This window comes from Nonomuraea sp. KM90, assembly GCF_052246675.1.
Classification (GTDB): Bacteria; Actinomycetota; Actinomycetes; order Streptosporangiales; family Streptosporangiaceae; genus Nonomuraea.
Genome location: NZ_JBQQCB010000178.1, coordinates 1 through 17,741, shown reverse-complemented (window position 1 = coordinate 17,741; position 17,741 = coordinate 1). Strand labels below are relative to the sequence as shown.

The following is a 17,741-nucleotide window of genomic DNA, read 5'->3' as shown; positions in this document are numbered from 1 at the left end:
ATGAGGTGGCGTTCATGCTGGATCAGTGTCACAACATCGAGCCGAAGATCCCGGGTCAGATCCGTTCGGTGATGAATGTGCAGGAGGCGACGGCCAAGGCGTTGCTGGTGGATCGGGAGGCGCTGGCGGCGGCTCAGTCCGCGGGTGATGTGCTGGGTGCGAACGCGGTGTTCATGGACGCCTACAACACCGACGTGCGGCCGTTGCTGGCGGAGTTGCGTCAGGAGATGGGTCTGGCGCCCGACCCGATGGCGGCCTACGCCAGGTCCGGATATTTCGAGAAGATCGCCGCCGACCGGGTCGGCGGCGAGCAGGCCGGCTGGGGGGCCTGAAACACCATGTCTGACGTCGTGAACGAACTGCTCGAACGCTCCCACCGCCTGGGCGCCGACCCGCGCAACACCAACTTCGCGGGCGGCAACACCTCGGCCAAGGGCGCCGCGCCCGACCCGGTCACCGGCGAGGAGGTGGAGCTGCTCTGGGTCAAGGGCTCGGGCGGCGACCTCGGCACGCTGAAGGAGTCCGGCCTGGCCGTGCTCCGCCTCGACCGGCTGCGCGCGCTCAAGGGCGTCTACCCGGGCGTCGAGCGCGAGGACGAGATGGTCGCCGCCTTCGACTACTGCCTGCACGGCAAGGGCGGGGCCGCGCCGTCGATCGACACCGCCATGCACGGCCTGGTCGAGGCCGGGCACGTGGACCACCTGCACCCCGACGCGGGCATCGCGATCGCCACCGCCGCCGACGGCGAGGAGCTGACCGGCCGCGTCTTCGGCGACCGGGTCGTGTGGGTGCCGTGGCGGCGGCCCGGCTTCCAGCTCGGCCTGGACATCGCCGCCATCAAGGAGGCGAACCCGCAGGCCATCGGCTGCGTCCTGGGCGGCCACGGCATCACCGCGTGGGGCTCGACCTCCGAGGAGTGCGAGGCCCGCTCGCTGGAGATCATCCGCACCGCCGAGACGTACCTCGCCGAGCACGGCCGCCCCGACCCATTCGGCCCGGTGATCCACCAGACCCTCGGCGAGGCCGAGCGGCACGAGCGGGCCGCCGCGCTCTTCCCGATCGTGCGCGGCCTGGCCTCCACCGACGTGCGCGTGGTCGGCCACTACACCGACAGCGCCGAGGTGCTGGACTTCGTCTCGCGGGCCGAGCACCCGAGGCTGGCCGCGCTGGGCACGTCCTGCCCCGACCATTTCCTGCGCACCAAAGTCGCGCCGCTGGTGCTGGACCTGCCGCCGGACGCGCCGCTGGAGCGGGTGGCCGAGCGGCTGCGCGAGCTGCACGCCGCCTACCGCGCCGACTACACCGCCTACTACGACCGGCACGCCACCTCCGACTCGCCGCCCATGCGCGGCGCGGACCCGGCGATCGTGCTGGTGCCGGGCGTCGGCATGTTCTCCTTCGGCAAGGACAAGCAGACCGCCCGGGTGGCCGGCGAGTTCTACGTCAACGCCGTCAACGTCATGCGCGGCGCCGAGTCCGTGTCCTCCTACGCCCCCATCCCCGAGTCGGAGAAGTTCCGCATCGAGTACTGGGAGCTGGAGGAGGCCAAGCTCCGCCGCATGCCGAAGCCCAATCCCCTGGCCACCCGCGTCGCGCTGGTGACCGGCGGCGGCTCGGGCATCGGCGCCGCCACCGCCCGCCGGCTGGCCGCCGAGGGCGCGTGCGTGATCGTGGCCGACCGCGACCTGGCCGCCGCCGAGAAGGTGGCCGCGGAGATCGGCGCGCGCGCCTACCGGGTGCCGGACGTCGCCGTGGCCGTCGGGGTGGACGTCACGTCCGAGGAGCAGATCGCCGCGGCCGTACGCGCGGGCGTGCTCGCCTTCGGCGGCGTCGACCTGGTCGTCAACAACGCCGGCCTGTCGCTGTCCAGGGCGCTCCTGGAGACCACGGCGGCCGACTGGGACCTGCAGCACGACGTCATGGCGCGCGGCTCGTTCCTGGTGTCCAGGGAGACCGCCAAGGTCATGATCGACCAGGGCATGGGCGGCGACATCATCTACATCTCCTCCAAGAACGCCGTCTTCGCCGGCCCCAACAACGTCGCCTACGGCGCCGCCAAGGCCGACCAGGCCCACCAGGTACGCCTGCTCGCCGCCGAGTTGGGCGGCCACGGCATCCGGGTCAACGGCGTCAACCCCGACGGCGTCGTACGCGGCTCCGGCATCTTCGCCTCCGGCTGGGGCGCCAACCGCGCCGCCGTGTACGGGGTGGAGGAGGAGAAGCTCGGCGAGTTCTACGCCCAGCGGACCCTGCTCAAGCGCGAGGTCCTGCCCGAGCACGTGGCCAACGCCGTCTTCGCGCTCACGGCGAGCGACCTCACCCACACCACGGGCCTGCACGTCCCGGTGGACGCCGGCGTGGCGGCGGCCTTCCTGCGTTAGGAGCCGGCCGCCACCATACCGACCACCGCCAGCACGCCTCCGGCCGCCGTGACCAGGACCCCTCCGGTCACGGCGGCCCGGCGCCCCCTGCGCGCGCCCAGCCAGTACATGACCACGTACGGCAGGAACCCCAGCCCTGCCAGCCCGGCCCCCGGCAGCGCCAACGCCGCCAGCACGCCCCTGGTGCCCGCCGGCACGGCCCGGTCGCCCTCGGGCGTGAGCCGGGCCCGCAGCACGTCGCCGGCCTCCGAGTCGGGCGACGCGGCCACCTCCACGACCGCCTCGCCGGAGTCGGGCGTGAACCTCCCGCGGCAGTCGTACCGGCCCTCGCCCAGGTCCTCGCACGAGACGACGCGCAGCGTCCCCGGCGTGCCGGCCCGTCCCGCCGCCAGCTCCAGCTCCCCGACCGCGAGCACCATCGGCAGCATGCAGATCCCCAGCCACAGCAGGACGAGCACGATCCGGCCGGACGGCCCAGGCCCCCTGCCGCGTGTAGGGGCGCTCAGATCGGACAGGAATTCGGTCATGACCCCCATCCTGGCCGCCTGTTCTTGGAGCTCACCTGCGGGTGACAAGTCTCACGTTCCGGTCCTCGGCTCCCTCCCGGCTTGCATGTTCATCCTCCAAAGTGCATCATCTTCACAAGCAAGGTCATGAGTGTTGATGCATAATCATGCAGGAGGGGTTCGAATTGAGGGCAGCGATCGCGGGAGCCAGCGGCTACGCGGGGGGTGAGCTGCTGCGCCTCCTGCTCGGCCATCCCGAGTTCGAGATCGGCGCGCTCACCGCCGCCTCCAGTGCGGGCAGCCTCCTCGGCGCGCACCAGCCCCACCTGCCGCAACTGGCCGACCGTGTCATCGAGGACACCACGGCCGACGCGCTCGCCGGGCACGACGTGGTCTTCCTGGCCCTGCCGCACGGCCATTCCGCCGCCGTCGCCGCGCAGCTCGGCGCCGAGACGATCGTGGTCGACTGCGGCGCCGACCACCGGCTCGCCGACCCGGCCGCCTGGCAGGAGTTCTACGGCGGCGACCACGCCGGCACCTGGCCCTACGGCCTGCCCGAGCTGCCCGGCCAGCGCGAGGTCCTCAGGACGGCCCGCCGCATCGCGGTCCCCGGCTGCTACCCCACCTCGGTCCTGCTCGCCCTGGCGCCCGCGTTCGCCGCCGGGCTGGCCGGCCCCGACGTGGTCGTGGTGGCCGCCAGCGGCACCAGCGGCGCCGGCAGGTCGCTCAAGCCCAACCTGCTCGGCAGCGAGGTCATGGGCTCGGTGAGCGCCTACGGCGTGGGCGGCGTGCACCGGCACACCCCCGAGATGGAGCAGGGCCTGTCGGCCGTCGCGGGCACGCCCGTACGCGTGTCGTTCACCCCGACGCTGGCCCCCATGAGCCGGGGCATCCTCGCCACCTGCAGCGCGCCCGCCGCCCCCGGGGTGACCAGGGAGTCGCTGCGCTCGGCGTACGAGGTCGCGCTCAAGGGCGAGCCGTTCGTCCGGCTCCTGCCCGAGGGCACCTGGCCGGCCACCTCCATGACCTACGGCGCCAACACCGCCGCCCTTCAGGTGACGCTCGACGAGCGCGCGGGCCGCGTGGTCGCCGTCATCGCCATCGACAACCTCACCAAGGGCACCGCCGGGGGCGCCCTCCAGAGCGTGAACCTCGCCCTCGGCCTGCCGGAAGAGCTCGGCCTTCCTACGACAGGAGTCGCACCATGAGCGTTACCGCCCCCCTGGGGTTCAGGGCCGCGGGCGTTGCCGCCGGGATCAAATCCGGCGGCGCCCGCGACCTGGCCCTCGTCGTCAACGACGGGCCCAGCCGCGCCGCCGCGGGCGTCTTCACCGCCAACCGCGTGAAGGCCGCCCCCGTGCTGTGGTCGCAGCAGGTCCTGGCGGGCGGGCGGCTGCGAGCGGTGGTGCTCAACTCCGGCGGCGCCAACGCCTGCACCGGCCCCGAGGGCTTCCAGGACACCCACGCCACCGCCGAGAAGGCGGCCGACCTGCTCGAGGACTCCGCGGGCGAGATCGCGATCTGCTCGACCGGCCTGATCGGCGAGCGGCTGCCGATGGAGGAGCTGCTGGCCGGCGTCGAGACCGCCGCGGGCCAGCTCTCCCGCGACGGCGGCCTGGCCGCGGCCGACGCGATCCGCACCACCGACACCGTCTCGAAGATCTCCTTCAAGCGGGCCGGCGGCTACATGGTCGGCGGGATGGCCAAGGGCGCCGGCATGCTCGCCCCCGCGCTGGCCACCATGCTCTGCGTGATCACCACCGACGCCGACCTGACCAGCGATGAGCTGGACGCCGCGCTGCGCAGGGCCACGGCCCTGACGTTCGACCGGCTCGACACCGACGGCTGCATGTCCACCAACGACACCGTGCTCCTGCTGGCCAGCGGCGCCTCCGGGGTGCGGCCGGACCTGGCCGAGTTCGAGCAGAAGGTCACCGAGGTCTGCGCCGACCTGGCCAGGCAGCTGCTGGTGGACGCCGAGGGCGCCTCCAAGGCCATCGCCATCGAGGTGGTCGGCGCGGCCTCCGAGGACGACGCGGTCAAGGTCGGCCGCTCGGTGGCCCGCTCCAACCTGCTCAAGTGCGCCATCCACGGCGAGGACCCCAACTGGGGCCGCGTCCTGGCCGCCGTCGGCACCACCGACGCGGCGTTCGAGCCCGACCGGCTCAACGTGGCCATCAACGGCATCTGGATCTGCCGGGGCGGCGCGGTCGGCGACGACCGCTCGAAGGTGGACATGCGCGGCCGGGACGTGACGATCACCATCGACCTGTCCGCTGGCCCGCACACCGCGACGGTGCACACCACCGACCTGACGGCCGACTACGTCCACGAGAACTCGGCGTACTCCTCATGAGGCTCACCACCGCCCAGAGCAAGGCGGAGGCGCTGATCGAGGCGCTGCCCTGGCTGACCCGCTTCCACGGCGCGACCATCGTGATCAAGTACGGCGGCAACGCCATGACCGAGGAGGCCCTCAAGGAGGGCTTCGCCGAGGACGTGGTCTTCCTGCACCAGACGGGTCTGCGCCCGGTCGTCGTGCACGGCGGCGGCCCGCAGATCAGCAGCGCGCTGGACAAGGCGGGCATCGAGTCGACGTTCACCGCCGGGCTGCGGGTCACCACCCCCGAGGCCATGCAGGTCGTCAGGATGGTGCTCACGGGCCAGGTCAACCGCGACATCGTGGGCCTGGTCAACCGGCACGGCCCGTTCGCCGTCGGCATGTCCGGCGAGGACGCCCACCTGTTCACGGCCGTGCGCAAGCACGCCGTCGTGAACGGCGAGCCGGTGGACATCGGCCAGGTCGGCGAGATCATCAAGGTCGATCCGGGCGCGGTGCACGCCCTGCTCGACAACGGCCGCATCCCGGTCATCTCCAGCGTGGCGCGGAGCGACGACGGCGAGATCTACAACGTCAACGCCGACACCGCCGCCGCCGCGCTGGCCGTGGCCCTCAAGGCGCAGAAGCTGATCGTGCTGACCGACGTCGAGGGCCTGTACGCCAACTGGCCCGACGACACCGACGTGATCGACCTGCTCACCGCCGACGAGCTCGCGGCGATGATGCCCACACTGTCCAGCGGCATGGTGCCCAAGATGGAGGCGTGCCTGACGGCCGTGCAGGGCGGGGTGCCCCAGGCCCACGTGCTCGACGGCCGCGTGCCCCATTCACTGCTGCTGGAGATCTTCACCAATGAAGGAATCGGAACGATGGTGATGCCCTCATGAGCCTGTTCGAGAGGTTCGAGACCGCTTTCATGCCCAACTACGGCGTCCCCCCGGTCGCCCTGGCACGAGGCGAGGGCACCCGCGTCTGGGACGTGGACGGCAAGGAATACCTCGACTTCATCGCCGGCATCGCGACCAGCTCGCTCGGCCACGCCCACCCCGCCCTCGTCGAGGCCGTCTCCACGCAGGTCGCCACGATCGCGCACACCAGCAACCTGTTCCTGCACGAGCCCGAGGTGCTGCTCGCCGAGAAGCTGCTCACCCTGCTGAACGCCCCCGCCCGGATCTTCTTCGCCAACTCCGGCACCGAGGCGAACGAGGCCGCGTACAAGCTGGCGCTCAAGTACGGCAGGCGCGAGGGCCGCTCCTACTTCGTGGCCGCCGAGAACGGCTTCCACGGCCGCACCATCGGCGCCCTGTCCCTGACGGGCAAGAAGGCCATCCGCGACCAGTTCGGCCCGTTCCCGGTCGAGGTGCGCTTCGTCCCGTACGGCGACGCCGACGCGCTCAAGGACGCCGTCACCGGCGACTGCATCGCGGTCTTCCTGGAGCCCACGCAGGGCGAGGCCGGCGTGGTCCCGCCGCCCGAGGGCTACTTCGAGGCGGCCCGCGAGATCTGCGACTCGACCGGCGCCCTGCTGGTGGCCGACGAGATCCAGTCGGCCATCGGCCGCACCGGCCACTGGTTCGCCCACCAGGCCGACGGCGTCGTCCCCGACATCCTCACCCTGGCCAAGGGCCTGGGCGGCGGGCTGCCGATCGGCGCGTGCGTCGGGTTCGGCGACGCGGGCAAGCTGTTCGAGAAGGGTGACCACGGCTCCACGTTCGGCGGGAACCCGGTTTCCTGCGCCGCGGCGCTGGCCGTGCTGGGCAACCTCGACCTCGACCACGTCAAGTCGGTCGCGGCCCGCCTGCGCACGGGTCTGGAGGCGGCCGGCCATCCGCTGCTGAAGGGCGTGCGCGGGCGGGGCCTGTGGCTGGCCGCGGTGCTGGCCGAGCCCCGCTCGGCCGAGGTCCAGAAGGCGGCCGCGGACGCCGGCTTCCTGGTCAACGCCCTGCAGCCCGACGCCGTACGCATCGCGCCGCCCCTGGTCGTCACGGCCGGCGAGGTGGACGCGTTCGTGGCGGCCTTCCCGGCGATCCTCGCGGAGGCGGCCAAGTGACCGGGCACAGCGCGGACTCGGCGCATATCGGGCACAGCGCGGACTCGGCGCATATTGGGCACAGCGCGGACTCGGCGCAGCCCAGGCACTTCCTGCGAGACGACGATCTCACGCCGGCCGAGCAGGCGGAGGTCCTCGACCTCGCGGCCGCCATGAAGAAGGACAGGTTCGGCTACCGCCCCTTCGAGGGCCCGCGGAGCGTCGCCGTCCTGTTCGACAAGCCGTCCGCCAGGACCCGCGTCTCCTTCCACACCGGCATCGGCGAGCTCGGCGGCCTGCCGCTGATCGTGGACAACGTCACGGTGCTCATGGGCCGCGGCGAGCCGCCCGCCGACCTCGCCAGGGTTCTCGACCGGCAGGTCTCCGCCATCGTCTGGCGGACCACCGGCCAGGAGCGGATCGACGAGATGGCCGCCCACTCCCGGGTGCCGGTCGTCAACGCGCTCACCGACGAGTTCCACCCCTGCCAGATCCTCGCCGACCTGCAGACCGTCCGGGAGCGGCTGGGCAGGACGGCCGGGGTCACGCTCACGTACGTGGGCGACGGCGCCAACAACATGGCCCACTCCTACCTGCTCGGCGGTGCCACCGCGGGCATGCACGTACGCATCGCCGCCCCGGCCGGCTACCAGCCCGACGCGGTCGTCCTCGACCGGGCCGCGGCCATCGCCGCCAGGACGGGCGGCTCGGTCGTCGCGCTGTCCGATCCGGCGGCCGCCGCCGAGGGCGCCCACGTGATCGCCACCGACACGTGGGTTTCGATGGGCCAGGACGGCAAGGAGGAGCGGGTGGCCGCGCTCATGCCGTACCAGGTGAACTCCGAGCTGATCGAGCACGCCGCGCCCGACGCGATCGTGCTGCACTGCCTGCCCGCCTACCGCGAGTACGAGATCACCACCGAGGTCCTCGAAGGCCCGCGGAGCGTGGTGTGGGATCAGGCGGAGAACCGGCTGCACGCCCAGAAGGCCCTGCTCCACTGGTTGGTCACCCGACGATGACGATCCCGATGACCAAGGCCGCGCGGCAGGCGAAGATCACCGACCTGCTGCAGCGGAAGGCCGTGCGCTCCCAGCCCGAGCTGGCCAAGCTGCTGGCCGAGAGCGGCGTCGAGGTCACCCAGGCCACGCTCTCGCGGGACCTCGACGAGCTCGGCGCGCTCAAGCTGCGCGCCGACGACGGCTCGCTCGTGTACGCCCTGCCCGGCGAGGGCGGCGGCCGGATCCCGCTCACCCGGCTGGGCAGCGGCGGCGAGTCCCCCGACGCCCGGTTGCACCGCATCGCGGAGGAGCTGCTGGTCGCGGCCGAGGCGTCGGCGAATCTGGTCATCGTGCGAACCCCTCCTGGTGCGGCCCAGTTCCTCGCCTCCGCCATCGACCACGCCGACTGGGAGTCGATCCTCGGCACGGTGGCGGGTGACGACACGATCCTCGTCATCAGCCGCGATCCGACGGGCGGGCAGGTCGTCGCCGACGCGCTGCTGAAGGTCGCGGATCGGCGCAGCTAGAAGCCTCAGTCCAGGGAGAATATGAAATGTCGGAAAGAGTAGTCCTCGCGTACTCAGGCGGTCTCGACACCTCGGTCGCCATCCCGTACCTCGCCGAGAAGATGAACGCCGAGGTCGTCGCCGTCGCCGTGGACCTCGGCCAGGGCGGCGAGGACATGGAGGCGATCCAGAAGCGGGCCATGGACTGCGGCGCGGTCGAGTCGGTCGTCGTGGACGCCAGGGAGGAGTTCGCCGCCGACTTCTGCGTGCCCGCCCTGCAGGCGAACGCCCTCTACATGGACCGCTACCCGCTGGTGTCCTCGCTCTCGCGCCCGCTCATCGTCAAGCACCTGGTGACGGCGGCCAAGCAGTTCGGCGGCACGATCGTCTCCCACGGCTGCACCGGCAAGGGCAACGACCAGGTCCGCTTCGAGGCCGGCCTGGCCGCGCTGGCCCCCGACCTGCGGGTCATCGCGCCCGCCAGGGACTTCGCCTGGACGCGCGACAAGGCCATCGAGTACGCCGAGGCCAAGGGCCTGCCCATCGAGACGTCGAAGAAGAACCCGTTCTCCATCGACCAGAACCTCTGGGGCCGCGCCGTCGAGACCGGCTTCCTCGAGGACATCTGGAACGGCCCCACCGAAGAGGTCTACTCCTACACCGCCGACCCGAAGGAGCCGCGCGAGGCCGACGAGGTCGTGATCACGTTCGAGCGCGGCGTGCCGGTCAAGGTCGACGGGCGCGCGCTCACGCCGTACCAGATCATCGACGAGATCAACCGGCGCGCCGGAGCCCAGGGCGTGGGCCGGATCGACATGGTCGAGGACCGCCTGGTCGGCATCAAGTCGCGCGAGGTGTACGAGGCGCCGGGCGCCGTCGCGCTCATCTCCGCGCACATGGAGCTCGAGAACGTCACCGTCGAACGCGACCTGGCCCGCTTCAAGCGCGGCGTGGACCAGCGCTGGAGCGAGCTCGTCTACGACGGCCTGTGGTTCTCGCCGCTCAAGGACGCCCTCGACGCCCTGATCGCCGACGCGCAGAAGCACGTCAACGGCGACGTCAGGATGACCCTGCACGGCGGCTGCGCGACCGTGACCGGCCGCCGCTCCGAGGATTCCCTGTACGACTTCTCGCTCGCCACGTACGACACCGGCGACACCTTCGACCAGTCGCTGGCCAAGGGCTTCGTCCAGCTCTTCTCCCTTCCCGCTAAGATCGCGGCCGCGCGCGACGCGAAGAAGGGCTGACTTGCACTATGGTCGCGCCGGAGCGAGGAGCTCGGGGGGAGATCGCCGGGCATGGTGCCACCGGGCACCGAAGCGGGCGCGATCAACAGAAACGTGATGGAGGATACGACGGTGAGTGATGGCAAGCCGATGCGGCTGTGGGGCGGACGCTTCGAGAGCGGCCCGTCCGACGCGCTGGCCCGGCTGTCGGTGAGCGTCCACTTCGACTGGCGGCTGGTGCCGTACGACCTGGCGGCGTCCAGGGCGCACGCCCGCGTGCTGCACAGGGCGGGGCTGCTGAGCGACGAGGAGCTCGAGCGCATGATCGGCGCGCTCGACGACCTGGAGCGCGCCTGCAAGGCGGGCGAGTTCCGGCCGACGGTCGCCGACGAGGACGTGCACACCGCGCTGGAGCGCGGCCTGCTGGAGCGGCTCGGCACGCTCGGCGGCAAGCTCCGCGCCGGCCGCTCGCGCAACGACCAGATCGCCACCGACCTGCGCCTCTACCTCCGCGACCACGCCCGCACGGTCGTCTCCCGCCTGGTCGAGCTGGAGACCGCGCTGATGGCCCAGGCCGAGCAGCACGCCGACACGGCCGCGCCCGGCATGACGCACCTGCAGCACGCGCAGCCGGTCTCGTTCGGCCACCAGCTCCTGGCCCACGTGCACGCCTTCGCCCGCGACATCGACCGGCTCATCGACTGGGACAAGCGCGCCGCGATCTCTCCGCTCGGTGCCGGCGCGCTGGCGGGTTCCTCGCTCCCGCTCGACCCGCGGGCCGTGGCCGAGGAGCTGGGCTTCTCCGCCGCCGCGCCCAACTCGATGGACGCCGTCGCCGACCGCGACTTCGCCGCCGAGTTCCTGTTCGACGCGGCCATGATCGGCGTGCACCTGTCGCGGCTGGGCGAGGAGATCGTCCTGTGGGCCTCGCAGGAGTTCCGCTGGATCGAGATGGACGACGCCTACTCCACCGGCTCGTCGATCATGCCGCAGAAGAAGAACCCCGACGTCGCCGAGCTGGCCCGCGGCAAGTCCGGGCGCCTCATCGGCAACCTGATGTCGCTGCTCACCACGCTCAAGGGCCTCCCGCTCACCTACAACCGCGACCTGCAGGAGGACAAGGAGCCGGTGTTCGACTCCGTCGACACGCTCCTGCTGGTCCTGCCCGCGATGGCCGGCCTGGTCGCCACCATGCGGATCAACACGGCCCGCATGGAGGCCTCGGCCCCCGACGGGTTCGCGCTGGCCACCGACCTGGCCGAGCTGCTGGTGCGGCGCGGGGTGCCGTTCCGCGAGGCGCACGAGGCCGTCGGCCACCTCGTGGTGTGGTGCCAGGTCAACGACAAGGACCTCGGCGAGCTGACGGACGACGAGCTGGTCAAGGTGTCGCCGCACCTGACCCCCGACGTGCGCGACGTGCTCAGCGTGCCCGGCGCCCTGGCCGCCCGCAGGGCCCACGGCGGCACCGCGCCCGACCGCGTCCGCGACCAGCTCATCGCGCTGCGGGAGGCGGTCGACACGCAGGCGGCATGGGCAGCGGGGAGCTGAGCTCCGCCGCGCTGCCGCGGAGCTTCTTCGACCGGCCGTCGCACGAGGTGGCGCCCGAACTGCTCGGGCGCGTGCTCGTGCACGGCGCCGTCGCCGTGCGCCTGACCGAGGTCGAGGCGTACGGCGGCCCGGGCGAGGACCCGGCGGCGCACACCTACCGGGGCCGGACGCCGCGCAACGCGGTGATGTTCGGCCCGCCGGGCCACCTGTACGTGTACTTCACCTACGGCATGCACTTCTGCGCGAACCTCGTGTGCCTGCCCGAGGGCTCCGGCTCGGCCGTGCTGCTGCGGGCGGGCGAGGTGGTGGCGGGCACGGAGCTGGCGCGCGCCCGCCGCTCGGCCGGCCGGCCTGTCGCGGACCGTGACCTGGCCCGCGGCCCGGCCCGGCTGGCGGTGGCCCTCGGCCTGCTGCGCGAGCACAACGGCCTCGACGCCATCCTCGAAGGCTCGCCCACCGGCCGCCCGCGCGAGTCGGCCACCATGCGGCAGGGCCGGCCCGCGGATCCGGCGACGATCAGGTCAGGCCCGCGCACCGGCGTGTCGACGGCCAAGGACACCCCGTGGCGGTTCTGGATCGACGGCGACCCGACCGTCTCGCCGTATCGTGCTCACGTGCCCCGCCGCCGCAGCACCGCGGCCACCTCAGTGGGGGAGGTGCCCAGCTCGTGAGGGCTGAAGATGTGCAGGTTGTCGCCGGTGTCGATCTCCAGCATCTCGCTGCGCAGACCCCACCGCCGGCGTACGTCCACCTTGATGTCCCAGATCGACTCCCACGGCACGTGCCGCCTGCCCGCGAACCCGTGCACCACGGTGATGCCGCTCTCGTCGGCAGCCAGGCGTACGGGGACCAGCAGGTCACGCAGCCCCATCCCGCCCACCAGCACGGCAGCCGGGACAGCCAGGATCACGCCGCGAAAATCGCCCTCAACCCACCAGTAAACGGCGAGCCCGGCACACACCAGAGCCCCTAAGATCTTGAAAACGGCCAGCTCACGACGGACCCTCCACATGGGCACCCACCCTATCCAGGTGGACGTATCCAAGTGGCGCGCATGCGCACCGATCGGGCAGGCTAAAGGCACCGTCCTCCGACCCAGGGAAGCCAGATCACCGTGACCGACATCATCGACGACCTCGCGTGGCGAGGTCTGATCGCCCAGTCCACCGACCTCGACGCCCTGCGCGCGTCCATGGCCAAGGGTCCGATCACGGTCTATTCCGGTTTCGACCCCACCGCGCCGTCGCTGCACATCGGCCACTTCGTGCCGCTGCTGACGCTGCGCCGCCTCCAGCTCGCCGGGCACAACCCGATCGGCCTGGTCGGCGGCGCCACCGGCCTGATCGGCGACCCGAGCGGCCGCAACACCGAGCGCTCGCTCAACTCCTCCGAGATCGTCGCCGAGTGGGTGGAGCGCCTGCGCGGCCAGGTCGGCAGGTTCCTCGACTTCGACGCCGAGGCGAACCCGGCGCGCCTGGTCAGCAACCTCGACTGGACCGGCGAGCTGAGCGCCATCGACTTCCTGCGCGACATCGGCAAGCACTTCCCGGTCAACCGCATGCTGGCCAGGGAGTCGGTCTCCGCGCGCCTGGCCGGCGAGGGGCTCAGCTACACCGAGTTCAGCTACCAGATCCTGCAGTCCAACGACTACCTCGAGCTCTACCGCCGCTACGACTGCACGCTGCAGATCGGCGGCAGCGACCAGTGGGGCAACATCACCGCGGGCGCCGACCTGATCCGCCGCGTCGAGGGCGGGCACGTCCACGTCCTCACCCAGCCGCTGATCACCAAGGCCGACGGCACCAAGTTCGGCAAGACCGCGGGCGGCGCGCTCTGGCTCGACCCCGCGATGACCTCCCCGTACGCCTTCTACCAGTACTTCCTCAACTCCGACGACCGCGACGTGATCCACTACCTCAAGGTGTTCACGTTCCGAAGCCGTGAGGAGATCGAGGCGCTGGAGAAGGCCGTCGCCGAACGCCCCTTCGCCCGCGAGGCCCAGCGCACGCTGGCCGAGGACCTCACCGAGCTGCTCCACGGCCGCGCCGAGCTGGACGCGGTGGTGGCCGCCTCCAAGGCGCTGTTCGGCCAGGGCTCGCTGGAGGAGCTGCCGGCCGCCACCCTGGCGGCCGCGCTGGCCGAGGTGCCCAAGGCCACCGTCCCCGAGCTCGGCGTGTCGTTCGTGGACCTGCTGGCCGACAGCGGCCTGGTCGAGTCCAAGTCGGCGGCCCGTCGGGCGGTCAAGGAGGGCGGGGCGTACCTCAACAACCGCAAGATCACCGACGAGTCCTACGTGCCGGTCGCCGACGACCTGCTGGCCGGGCGGTTCATGGTCCTGCGGCGCGGCAAGAAGTCGATCGGCGGCGTCGAGGTCGCCTGACCCTCACCTGTTCGACGCGAGCGGGCCTTTCGCGGGGCGAGGGGCCCGCTTTCGCGTGATACTCCAGGCATGCTGTCGGCCGCGGACCTACCGGACGACGATCGCCCCCGCTCTCGGGGCGGCGGCGGCCGTGCCGGTGGTCCTGCCGGTCAACCAGCAGTTCCCTGACGCGTGAACAACGCCACCGTCATCCCCGGCAGATCGCCCGAGTGCTTGGCCGAGCTGAGCTCGAACCCCGCCCGCTCCACCTCCCCCACCCGGGCCACGGAGTCGCCCTCCAGCCCCGACTGCTTCGTCCCCCGCCACACGACCCAAACCCGCTCGCGCCCCTCCAGCACGCCCGAGACATCGGACCGCTCCGGGTACCCGAACCCATCAGGATCGGGCGAATCCCCCGACCGCAGGACATCCACCGGCATCAGGGAATCCGCGTAGTAATCGAACCCCGTACGCAAGTGGCTCTGCCCGTACACGATCGCGTCGTCCGGTTCGGCCTTGATCACCCGCAGGGCCCAGGGGATGTTCTCGAACCGCCCGTTCTCCTCCCGTACCTCCACGTGCTCGGGAACGGCCAGCGCGCACCCGAGCGCGACGACCAGCACCCCCGCCACCACGTGGAACCGGGGCAGGCAGGCCACCGCCAGCCCCGCCAGGAGCGCCAGCGCCGGGGCCGTCACGAAGAGGTAGCGGTCCACGTACACCGGCGTCACCAGCTGCGACACCGCCAGCAGCAGCACCGGCGGCAGCACCAGCCAGCCCACCAGCACGAACGCCCACACGCCGTCGTCTCGCCGAGCCCGCCACAGCAGCACCGCCCCGGCCAGCGCCAGCGCGAACAGGGCCAGGCCCAGCGCGTTCGCCCCCGCCGCCATCTTGGGGAACTTCAGCCACACCTCGGGCCCGCGCTGCGGGATCCAGCTGATCGCGTGCCGCTCGCCGAACCCGATCAGCCCCAGCACGGCGGCCGGCACACATCCGACGGCCAGCGCGACCGCCATCCGCCCCACCGCCACCCGCCGCACCAGCAGCAGCTGGGCAGGCAGGACGAGCACCGCGAACAGGTGCGTGGAGCACACGAGCGCCACCGCCACCCCGTACACCACCCACCGCCGCCCGTCGGCCCGCTCGATCGCCCGGTGCAACGCCCAGAACGAGAACACCACCGCTGCCGCGGCGAACGCATAAGACCTGGCGAAAGCCCCGTAGTAGGACACCGAGGGCAGGATCGCGAACACGGCGGCGGCGATCACGCCCGCACGAGTGCTGTGCAACCGCCGCCCCAGGTCGACCAGGAACCACGCCGCCACCCCGATCGCCACCGCCGACGGCAACCGCAGCCACAGCTCCGCCGTGCCCAGCTTCATCCAGAAGTGCATGAACAGGTAGTACGGGAGGAAGTGGCCGTCAATGTGCCGCGCCAGCTCGAACATCTCCGGCAACGAGCGGGAGGCGGAGCTGATGGTGGCCAGTTCGTCGCCGTTCAGGGTGGCGGAGCCCGTGCCCGAGAACGCCGCGGCCCCGGCGAGCAACGCCATCCACCAGGGGGTTGACGTGCGGAGACGCTGGGCCGGGCGAGCAGGTGGAGCTAGTGTGGCGGCAGTGGTCACCGGGGCAGGATACGCGGCATAGGGTCGCGCGCATGGCGAATGTGATCGTTTGCGACCTGTACGGCGTGATCCCCCGTACGCAACCCGACGGGGCACCGTCCAGGTCGGCGGCCACGAGCTCGGGCACGTCCCCGCCACGTACGCCGAGCCGCTCACCCACCGCCGCCCCGTACGCCACGCCGTCCCGACCCGCGTCATAGGCCGGCCGGCACGCCTTCCAGAACTGCTCCCTCGGCACTCCCGAGCCGCCGCCCCGCGATGGTGAAGGTGGCGCACGAGCCGGCCGACCAGGGGCACCGGCTCCACCTGCTCTCGAACATCGCCGCGGAGCTGGCTGGGGCGGTTCGCGTCGCTGCCTGATCGGGATGGGCCCGGAACTCGGTGACAGCCTGTACGTCTCGACACCTTCACTCCGGGGACACCCGCGATACCTCGGACCTCCGACCTCCGCTCCGGAGTCCATGCCTCAGCCCTTTACGCGCCGACTTCCGTACACGATCAGCCGACTTTCGCACGGCGCTCAGCTTCATGCCGCCATCGCCCGGGCCGCGATCGTCCTTCAGCCGCCATCGTCTGTCGGGCGCCCATCGGTCTGTGTCAGGCCGGCCATCATCTGTCGGGCGGCCATCGTCTCTGTCAGGCCGGCCATCGTCTCTGTCAGGCACGACCATCGTCCGCGTCAGGCGGGCTTCTCACCGCCGAGCGCGAGCAGGGCGGCCAGCGTGGCGTCCTTGTGATCGCGGGTCCAGGGACTGCCGACCTGCGTCCGCAGGCCGTCCACCCGCTCCACCACGCCAGGTCCGAGCACGCGGGCAGCAGTGTCACGCAGCTGCTTGAAGTCGTACCGGCTCACCGCCAGCCCCGCGCCCCGCGCCGCCTCCGCCAGCGCCTCGTGGTAGAGCTCCCCCTCGGCGCCGTGCAGGTAGTGGTGCTTGGCCAGCACCTCGGTCAGGTCACCGGGTATCGTCATCCGCCCCGCGCCCACCGCCCCCAGGTCGAGAGCCACACCGTGCACGTCGTGCCCCGCCTGCGCCAGGTTCAGCGCGGCAGCGTCCAGGGCCTCACGAGCCGCCGTACGAGCGGACCGCTCCACGCGGGCGATCAGCTCGCCCGCCGCCCCGGCATCGAGGCCGGCGGCAGCATGATAGGGCTGGTCAGGCAGCGAAGGGTCGTCGAGCAGCGCCACCCGCTCGCGCATCAGCACCTCGGGCGCAGCGGGTCCGCCACCCACCGCCACCAGCACGGCCCAGCCACAGTGATCTCGCACTCCGAGCGCCGCCGAACCCAAGCCGGCTCACCTCCAAGTCACTGCCGGGTGGTGCGTGTCGGCTTCATAACGATCACGACCCGCCGCTCGGCATCGCCGACCGGGCTTGCGTACCTCAGGCCGTAGCGCCTGGCCGGCACATCGAAGAAGTCACCCGAGGGATCCGGCTCGACCCGCTCGACCACACCACGGGACTCCACGTAACGGTACGGCTTCTCGGGGTCGTTGATGGAGACCGCGAGGTGCGGATTCTCCATCACATTCCGGCACTTACAGCGATCCGTCGTGGTCGTGAACCGCAAGAACTCCCCGTCCCAGATCGCCCACACCGGATTCACGTTAAGCGTCCCGTCCGGCCCGACGTGGCCCGATGGGCGAACAGCGGCCGGGTCAGCAGATCGAGGTGGCTTTCAGGAATCATCGCAACCTCCTCTCTGGCGCTCTGACCAGTCAGGTCAGTCCCACTTGGACTTCGTGCGGGGATGCCTGTGGAGGAACGACTCGGCCTGCACAGCAAGCGCACCGAGCAGGTGGCCGTAGGGCCGGCCGGGCTGACCGTTCCCCAGTACGCCGCGCTGTCCGCACCCGCCGACAGCCCGGGATCTCAGGGGCCGCCTCGGCCCGAGCGTGCCTGGTCACACCCACGGCCATGGCCGTGGTCCTCAAGAACCTGGAGGACCACGGCCTGGTCGAGCGCTCACCACACCCCTGGCGATCGCGGAGGAGTTCAGAGAGGAGGAACGGCCGGCGCTACGCGGACTGCTGGCTCGCTGCAACGAAGCCATCACTGGCACCACGTCCGAACTGTGACCCGCCACCCCCCACGGTTGCGTCCACGGAAGTGGTGTACGAGTTTGACCTGGTCAGCGGGTGTGGTGCCGTGAAATGAGAACGGCCATCGCGTGATCCTTCGTAGCAACGATTCCAAGAAGGAGAACGGCGATGACCGCGG

Annotated in this window: 16 protein-coding genes and 1 pseudogene; 12 read left to right on the top strand and 5 right to left on the bottom strand. The window is 71.6% G+C overall.

Annotation, left to right across the window (positions count from 1 at the left end; all coding sequences use genetic code 11):
* A pseudogene (locus ACTWPW_RS58570) lies at window positions 1–332 on the top strand (L-rhamnose isomerase); the annotation flags it as partial.
* A gap of 6 nt (window positions 333–338) precedes the next feature.
* Window positions 339–2,381, top strand: a complete 2,043-nt coding sequence (locus ACTWPW_RS58565; protein ID WP_443174157.1) for a bifunctional aldolase/short-chain dehydrogenase — start codon at window positions 339–341, stop codon at window positions 2,379–2,381.
* Here the strand turns inward: ACTWPW_RS58565 and ACTWPW_RS58560 are convergent.
* On the bottom strand, window positions 2,378–2,908 hold the full coding sequence (locus ACTWPW_RS58560; RefSeq protein ID WP_375110196.1) for a hypothetical protein: 531 nt from the start codon (window positions 2,906–2,908) through the stop codon (window positions 2,378–2,380). The genes ACTWPW_RS58565 and ACTWPW_RS58560 overlap by 4 nt on opposite strands.
* A gap of 164 nt (window positions 2,909–3,072) precedes the next feature.
* Between ACTWPW_RS58560 and argC the strand changes: the two genes are divergently transcribed.
* The 9 genes from argC to ACTWPW_RS58515 all read left to right on the top strand — a co-directional run bounded on the left by argC (window position 3,073) and on the right by ACTWPW_RS58515 (window position 12,206).
* Window positions 3,073–4,095 carry an N-acetyl-gamma-glutamyl-phosphate reductase gene (gene argC / locus ACTWPW_RS58555; RefSeq protein WP_443174156.1) on the top strand — a complete coding sequence of 341 codons (1,023 nt, stop codon included), beginning with the start codon at window positions 3,073–3,075 and terminating at the stop codon, window positions 4,093–4,095.
* Window positions 4,092–5,243, top strand: coding sequence for a bifunctional glutamate N-acetyltransferase/amino-acid acetyltransferase ArgJ (argJ, locus tag ACTWPW_RS58550; protein ID WP_443174155.1), 1,152 nt, complete (start codon window positions 4,092–4,094; stop codon window positions 5,241–5,243). The genes argC and argJ overlap by 4 nt, the downstream gene beginning before the upstream one ends.
* Window positions 5,240–6,115, top strand: a complete 876-nt coding sequence (gene argB / locus ACTWPW_RS58545) for an acetylglutamate kinase (RefSeq protein ID WP_375110199.1) — start codon at window positions 5,240–5,242, stop codon at window positions 6,113–6,115. Before argJ ends, argB begins: the two co-directional genes overlap by 4 nt.
* Window positions 6,112–7,278 carry an acetylornithine transaminase gene (locus ACTWPW_RS58540; protein ID WP_375110200.1) on the top strand — a complete coding sequence of 389 codons (1,167 nt, stop codon included), beginning with the start codon at window positions 6,112–6,114 and terminating at the stop codon, window positions 7,276–7,278. Before argB ends, ACTWPW_RS58540 begins: the two co-directional genes overlap by 4 nt.
* Before the next feature lie 53 nt (window positions 7,279–7,331).
* On the top strand, window positions 7,332–8,276 hold the full coding sequence (gene argF / locus ACTWPW_RS58535; RefSeq protein ID WP_443174158.1) for an ornithine carbamoyltransferase: 945 nt from the start codon (window positions 7,332–7,334) through the stop codon (window positions 8,274–8,276).
* A complete protein-coding gene (locus tag ACTWPW_RS58530; RefSeq protein WP_364137456.1) occupies window positions 8,273–8,782 on the top strand; it encodes an arginine repressor in 510 nt (169 codons plus the stop codon). Before argF ends, ACTWPW_RS58530 begins: the two co-directional genes overlap by 4 nt.
* Before the next feature lie 26 nt (window positions 8,783–8,808).
* Complete coding sequence (locus ACTWPW_RS58525) at window positions 8,809–10,008, top strand: argininosuccinate synthase (RefSeq protein ID WP_375110201.1); 1,200 nt, start codon at window positions 8,809–8,811, stop codon at window positions 10,006–10,008.
* Between the two features lie 96 nt (window positions 10,009–10,104).
* Window positions 10,105–11,535 carry an argininosuccinate lyase gene (gene argH / locus ACTWPW_RS58520; RefSeq protein WP_375110226.1) on the top strand — a complete coding sequence of 477 codons (1,431 nt, stop codon included), beginning with the start codon at window positions 10,105–10,107 and terminating at the stop codon, window positions 11,533–11,535.
* Entirely contained in the window at window positions 11,517–12,206 is a 690-nt protein-coding gene (locus ACTWPW_RS58515) for a DNA-3-methyladenine glycosylase (RefSeq protein ID WP_443174154.1), read from the top strand. Before argH ends, ACTWPW_RS58515 begins: the two co-directional genes overlap by 19 nt.
* On the opposite strand, the gene ACTWPW_RS58510 is transcribed toward ACTWPW_RS58515, so the two are convergent.
* On the bottom strand, window positions 12,146–12,445 hold the full coding sequence (locus tag ACTWPW_RS58510; protein WP_443174153.1) for a PH domain-containing protein: 300 nt from the start codon (window positions 12,443–12,445) through the stop codon (window positions 12,146–12,148). The genes ACTWPW_RS58515 and ACTWPW_RS58510 overlap by 61 nt on opposite strands.
* Window positions 12,446–12,649: 204 nt before the next feature.
* Between ACTWPW_RS58510 and tyrS the strand changes: the two genes are divergently transcribed.
* Window positions 12,650–13,915: a tyrosine--tRNA ligase gene (gene tyrS / locus ACTWPW_RS58505; protein WP_375110204.1), complete on the top strand. Its 1,266-nt coding sequence runs from the start codon at window positions 12,650–12,652 to the stop codon at window positions 13,913–13,915.
* A gap of 149 nt (window positions 13,916–14,064) precedes the next feature.
* Here the strand turns inward: tyrS and ACTWPW_RS58500 are convergent, their stop codons facing one another.
* From ACTWPW_RS58500 to ACTWPW_RS58490, 3 genes are all read right to left on the bottom strand, one after another.
* A complete protein-coding gene (locus ACTWPW_RS58500) occupies window positions 14,065–15,450 on the bottom strand; it encodes a glycosyltransferase family 39 protein (protein ID WP_375110205.1) in 1,386 nt (461 codons plus the stop codon).
* Between the two features lie 751 nt (window positions 15,451–16,201).
* Window positions 16,202–16,789 (bottom strand): hypothetical protein, encoded by a 588-nt coding sequence (locus ACTWPW_RS58495; protein WP_375110206.1) that lies wholly within the window; start codon window positions 16,787–16,789, stop codon window positions 16,202–16,204.
* 38 nt (window positions 16,790–16,827) lie between these two features.
* Entirely contained in the window at window positions 16,828–17,118 is a 291-nt protein-coding gene (locus tag ACTWPW_RS58490; RefSeq protein ID WP_443174152.1) for a pyridoxamine 5'-phosphate oxidase family protein, read from the bottom strand.
* Window positions 17,119–17,741 lie beyond the last annotated feature (623 nt).

Excerpts from the sequence above, each read along its gene's own strand:
- ACTWPW_RS58540 (WP_375110200.1), top strand. The coding sequence starts at position 6,112 with ATGAGCCTGTTCGAGAGGTTCGAGACCGCTTTCATGCCCAACTACGGC.
- argH (WP_375110226.1), top strand. The coding sequence starts at position 10,105 with ATGGAGGATACGACGGTGAGTGATGGCAAGCCGATGCGGCTGTGGGGC.
- ACTWPW_RS58500 (WP_375110205.1), bottom strand. The coding sequence starts at position 15,450 with ATGGCGTTGCTCGCCGGGGCCGCGGCGTTCTCGGGCACGGGCTCCGCC.
- ACTWPW_RS58565 (WP_443174157.1), top strand. The coding sequence starts at position 339 with ATGTCTGACGTCGTGAACGAACTGCTCGAACGCTCCCACCGCCTGGGC.
- argJ (WP_443174155.1), top strand. The coding sequence starts at position 4,092 with ATGAGCGTTACCGCCCCCCTGGGGTTCAGGGCCGCGGGCGTTGCCGCC.
- ACTWPW_RS58560 (WP_375110196.1), bottom strand. The coding sequence starts at position 2,908 with ATGACCGAATTCCTGTCCGATCTGAGCGCCCCTACACGCGGCAGGGGG.
- argB (WP_375110199.1), top strand. The coding sequence starts at position 5,240 with ATGAGGCTCACCACCGCCCAGAGCAAGGCGGAGGCGCTGATCGAGGCG.
- ACTWPW_RS58530 (WP_364137456.1), top strand. The coding sequence starts at position 8,273 with ATGACGATCCCGATGACCAAGGCCGCGCGGCAGGCGAAGATCACCGAC.
- ACTWPW_RS58515 (WP_443174154.1), top strand. The coding sequence starts at position 11,517 with ATGGGCAGCGGGGAGCTGAGCTCCGCCGCGCTGCCGCGGAGCTTCTTC.
- ACTWPW_RS58525 (WP_375110201.1), top strand. The coding sequence starts at position 8,809 with ATGTCGGAAAGAGTAGTCCTCGCGTACTCAGGCGGTCTCGACACCTCG.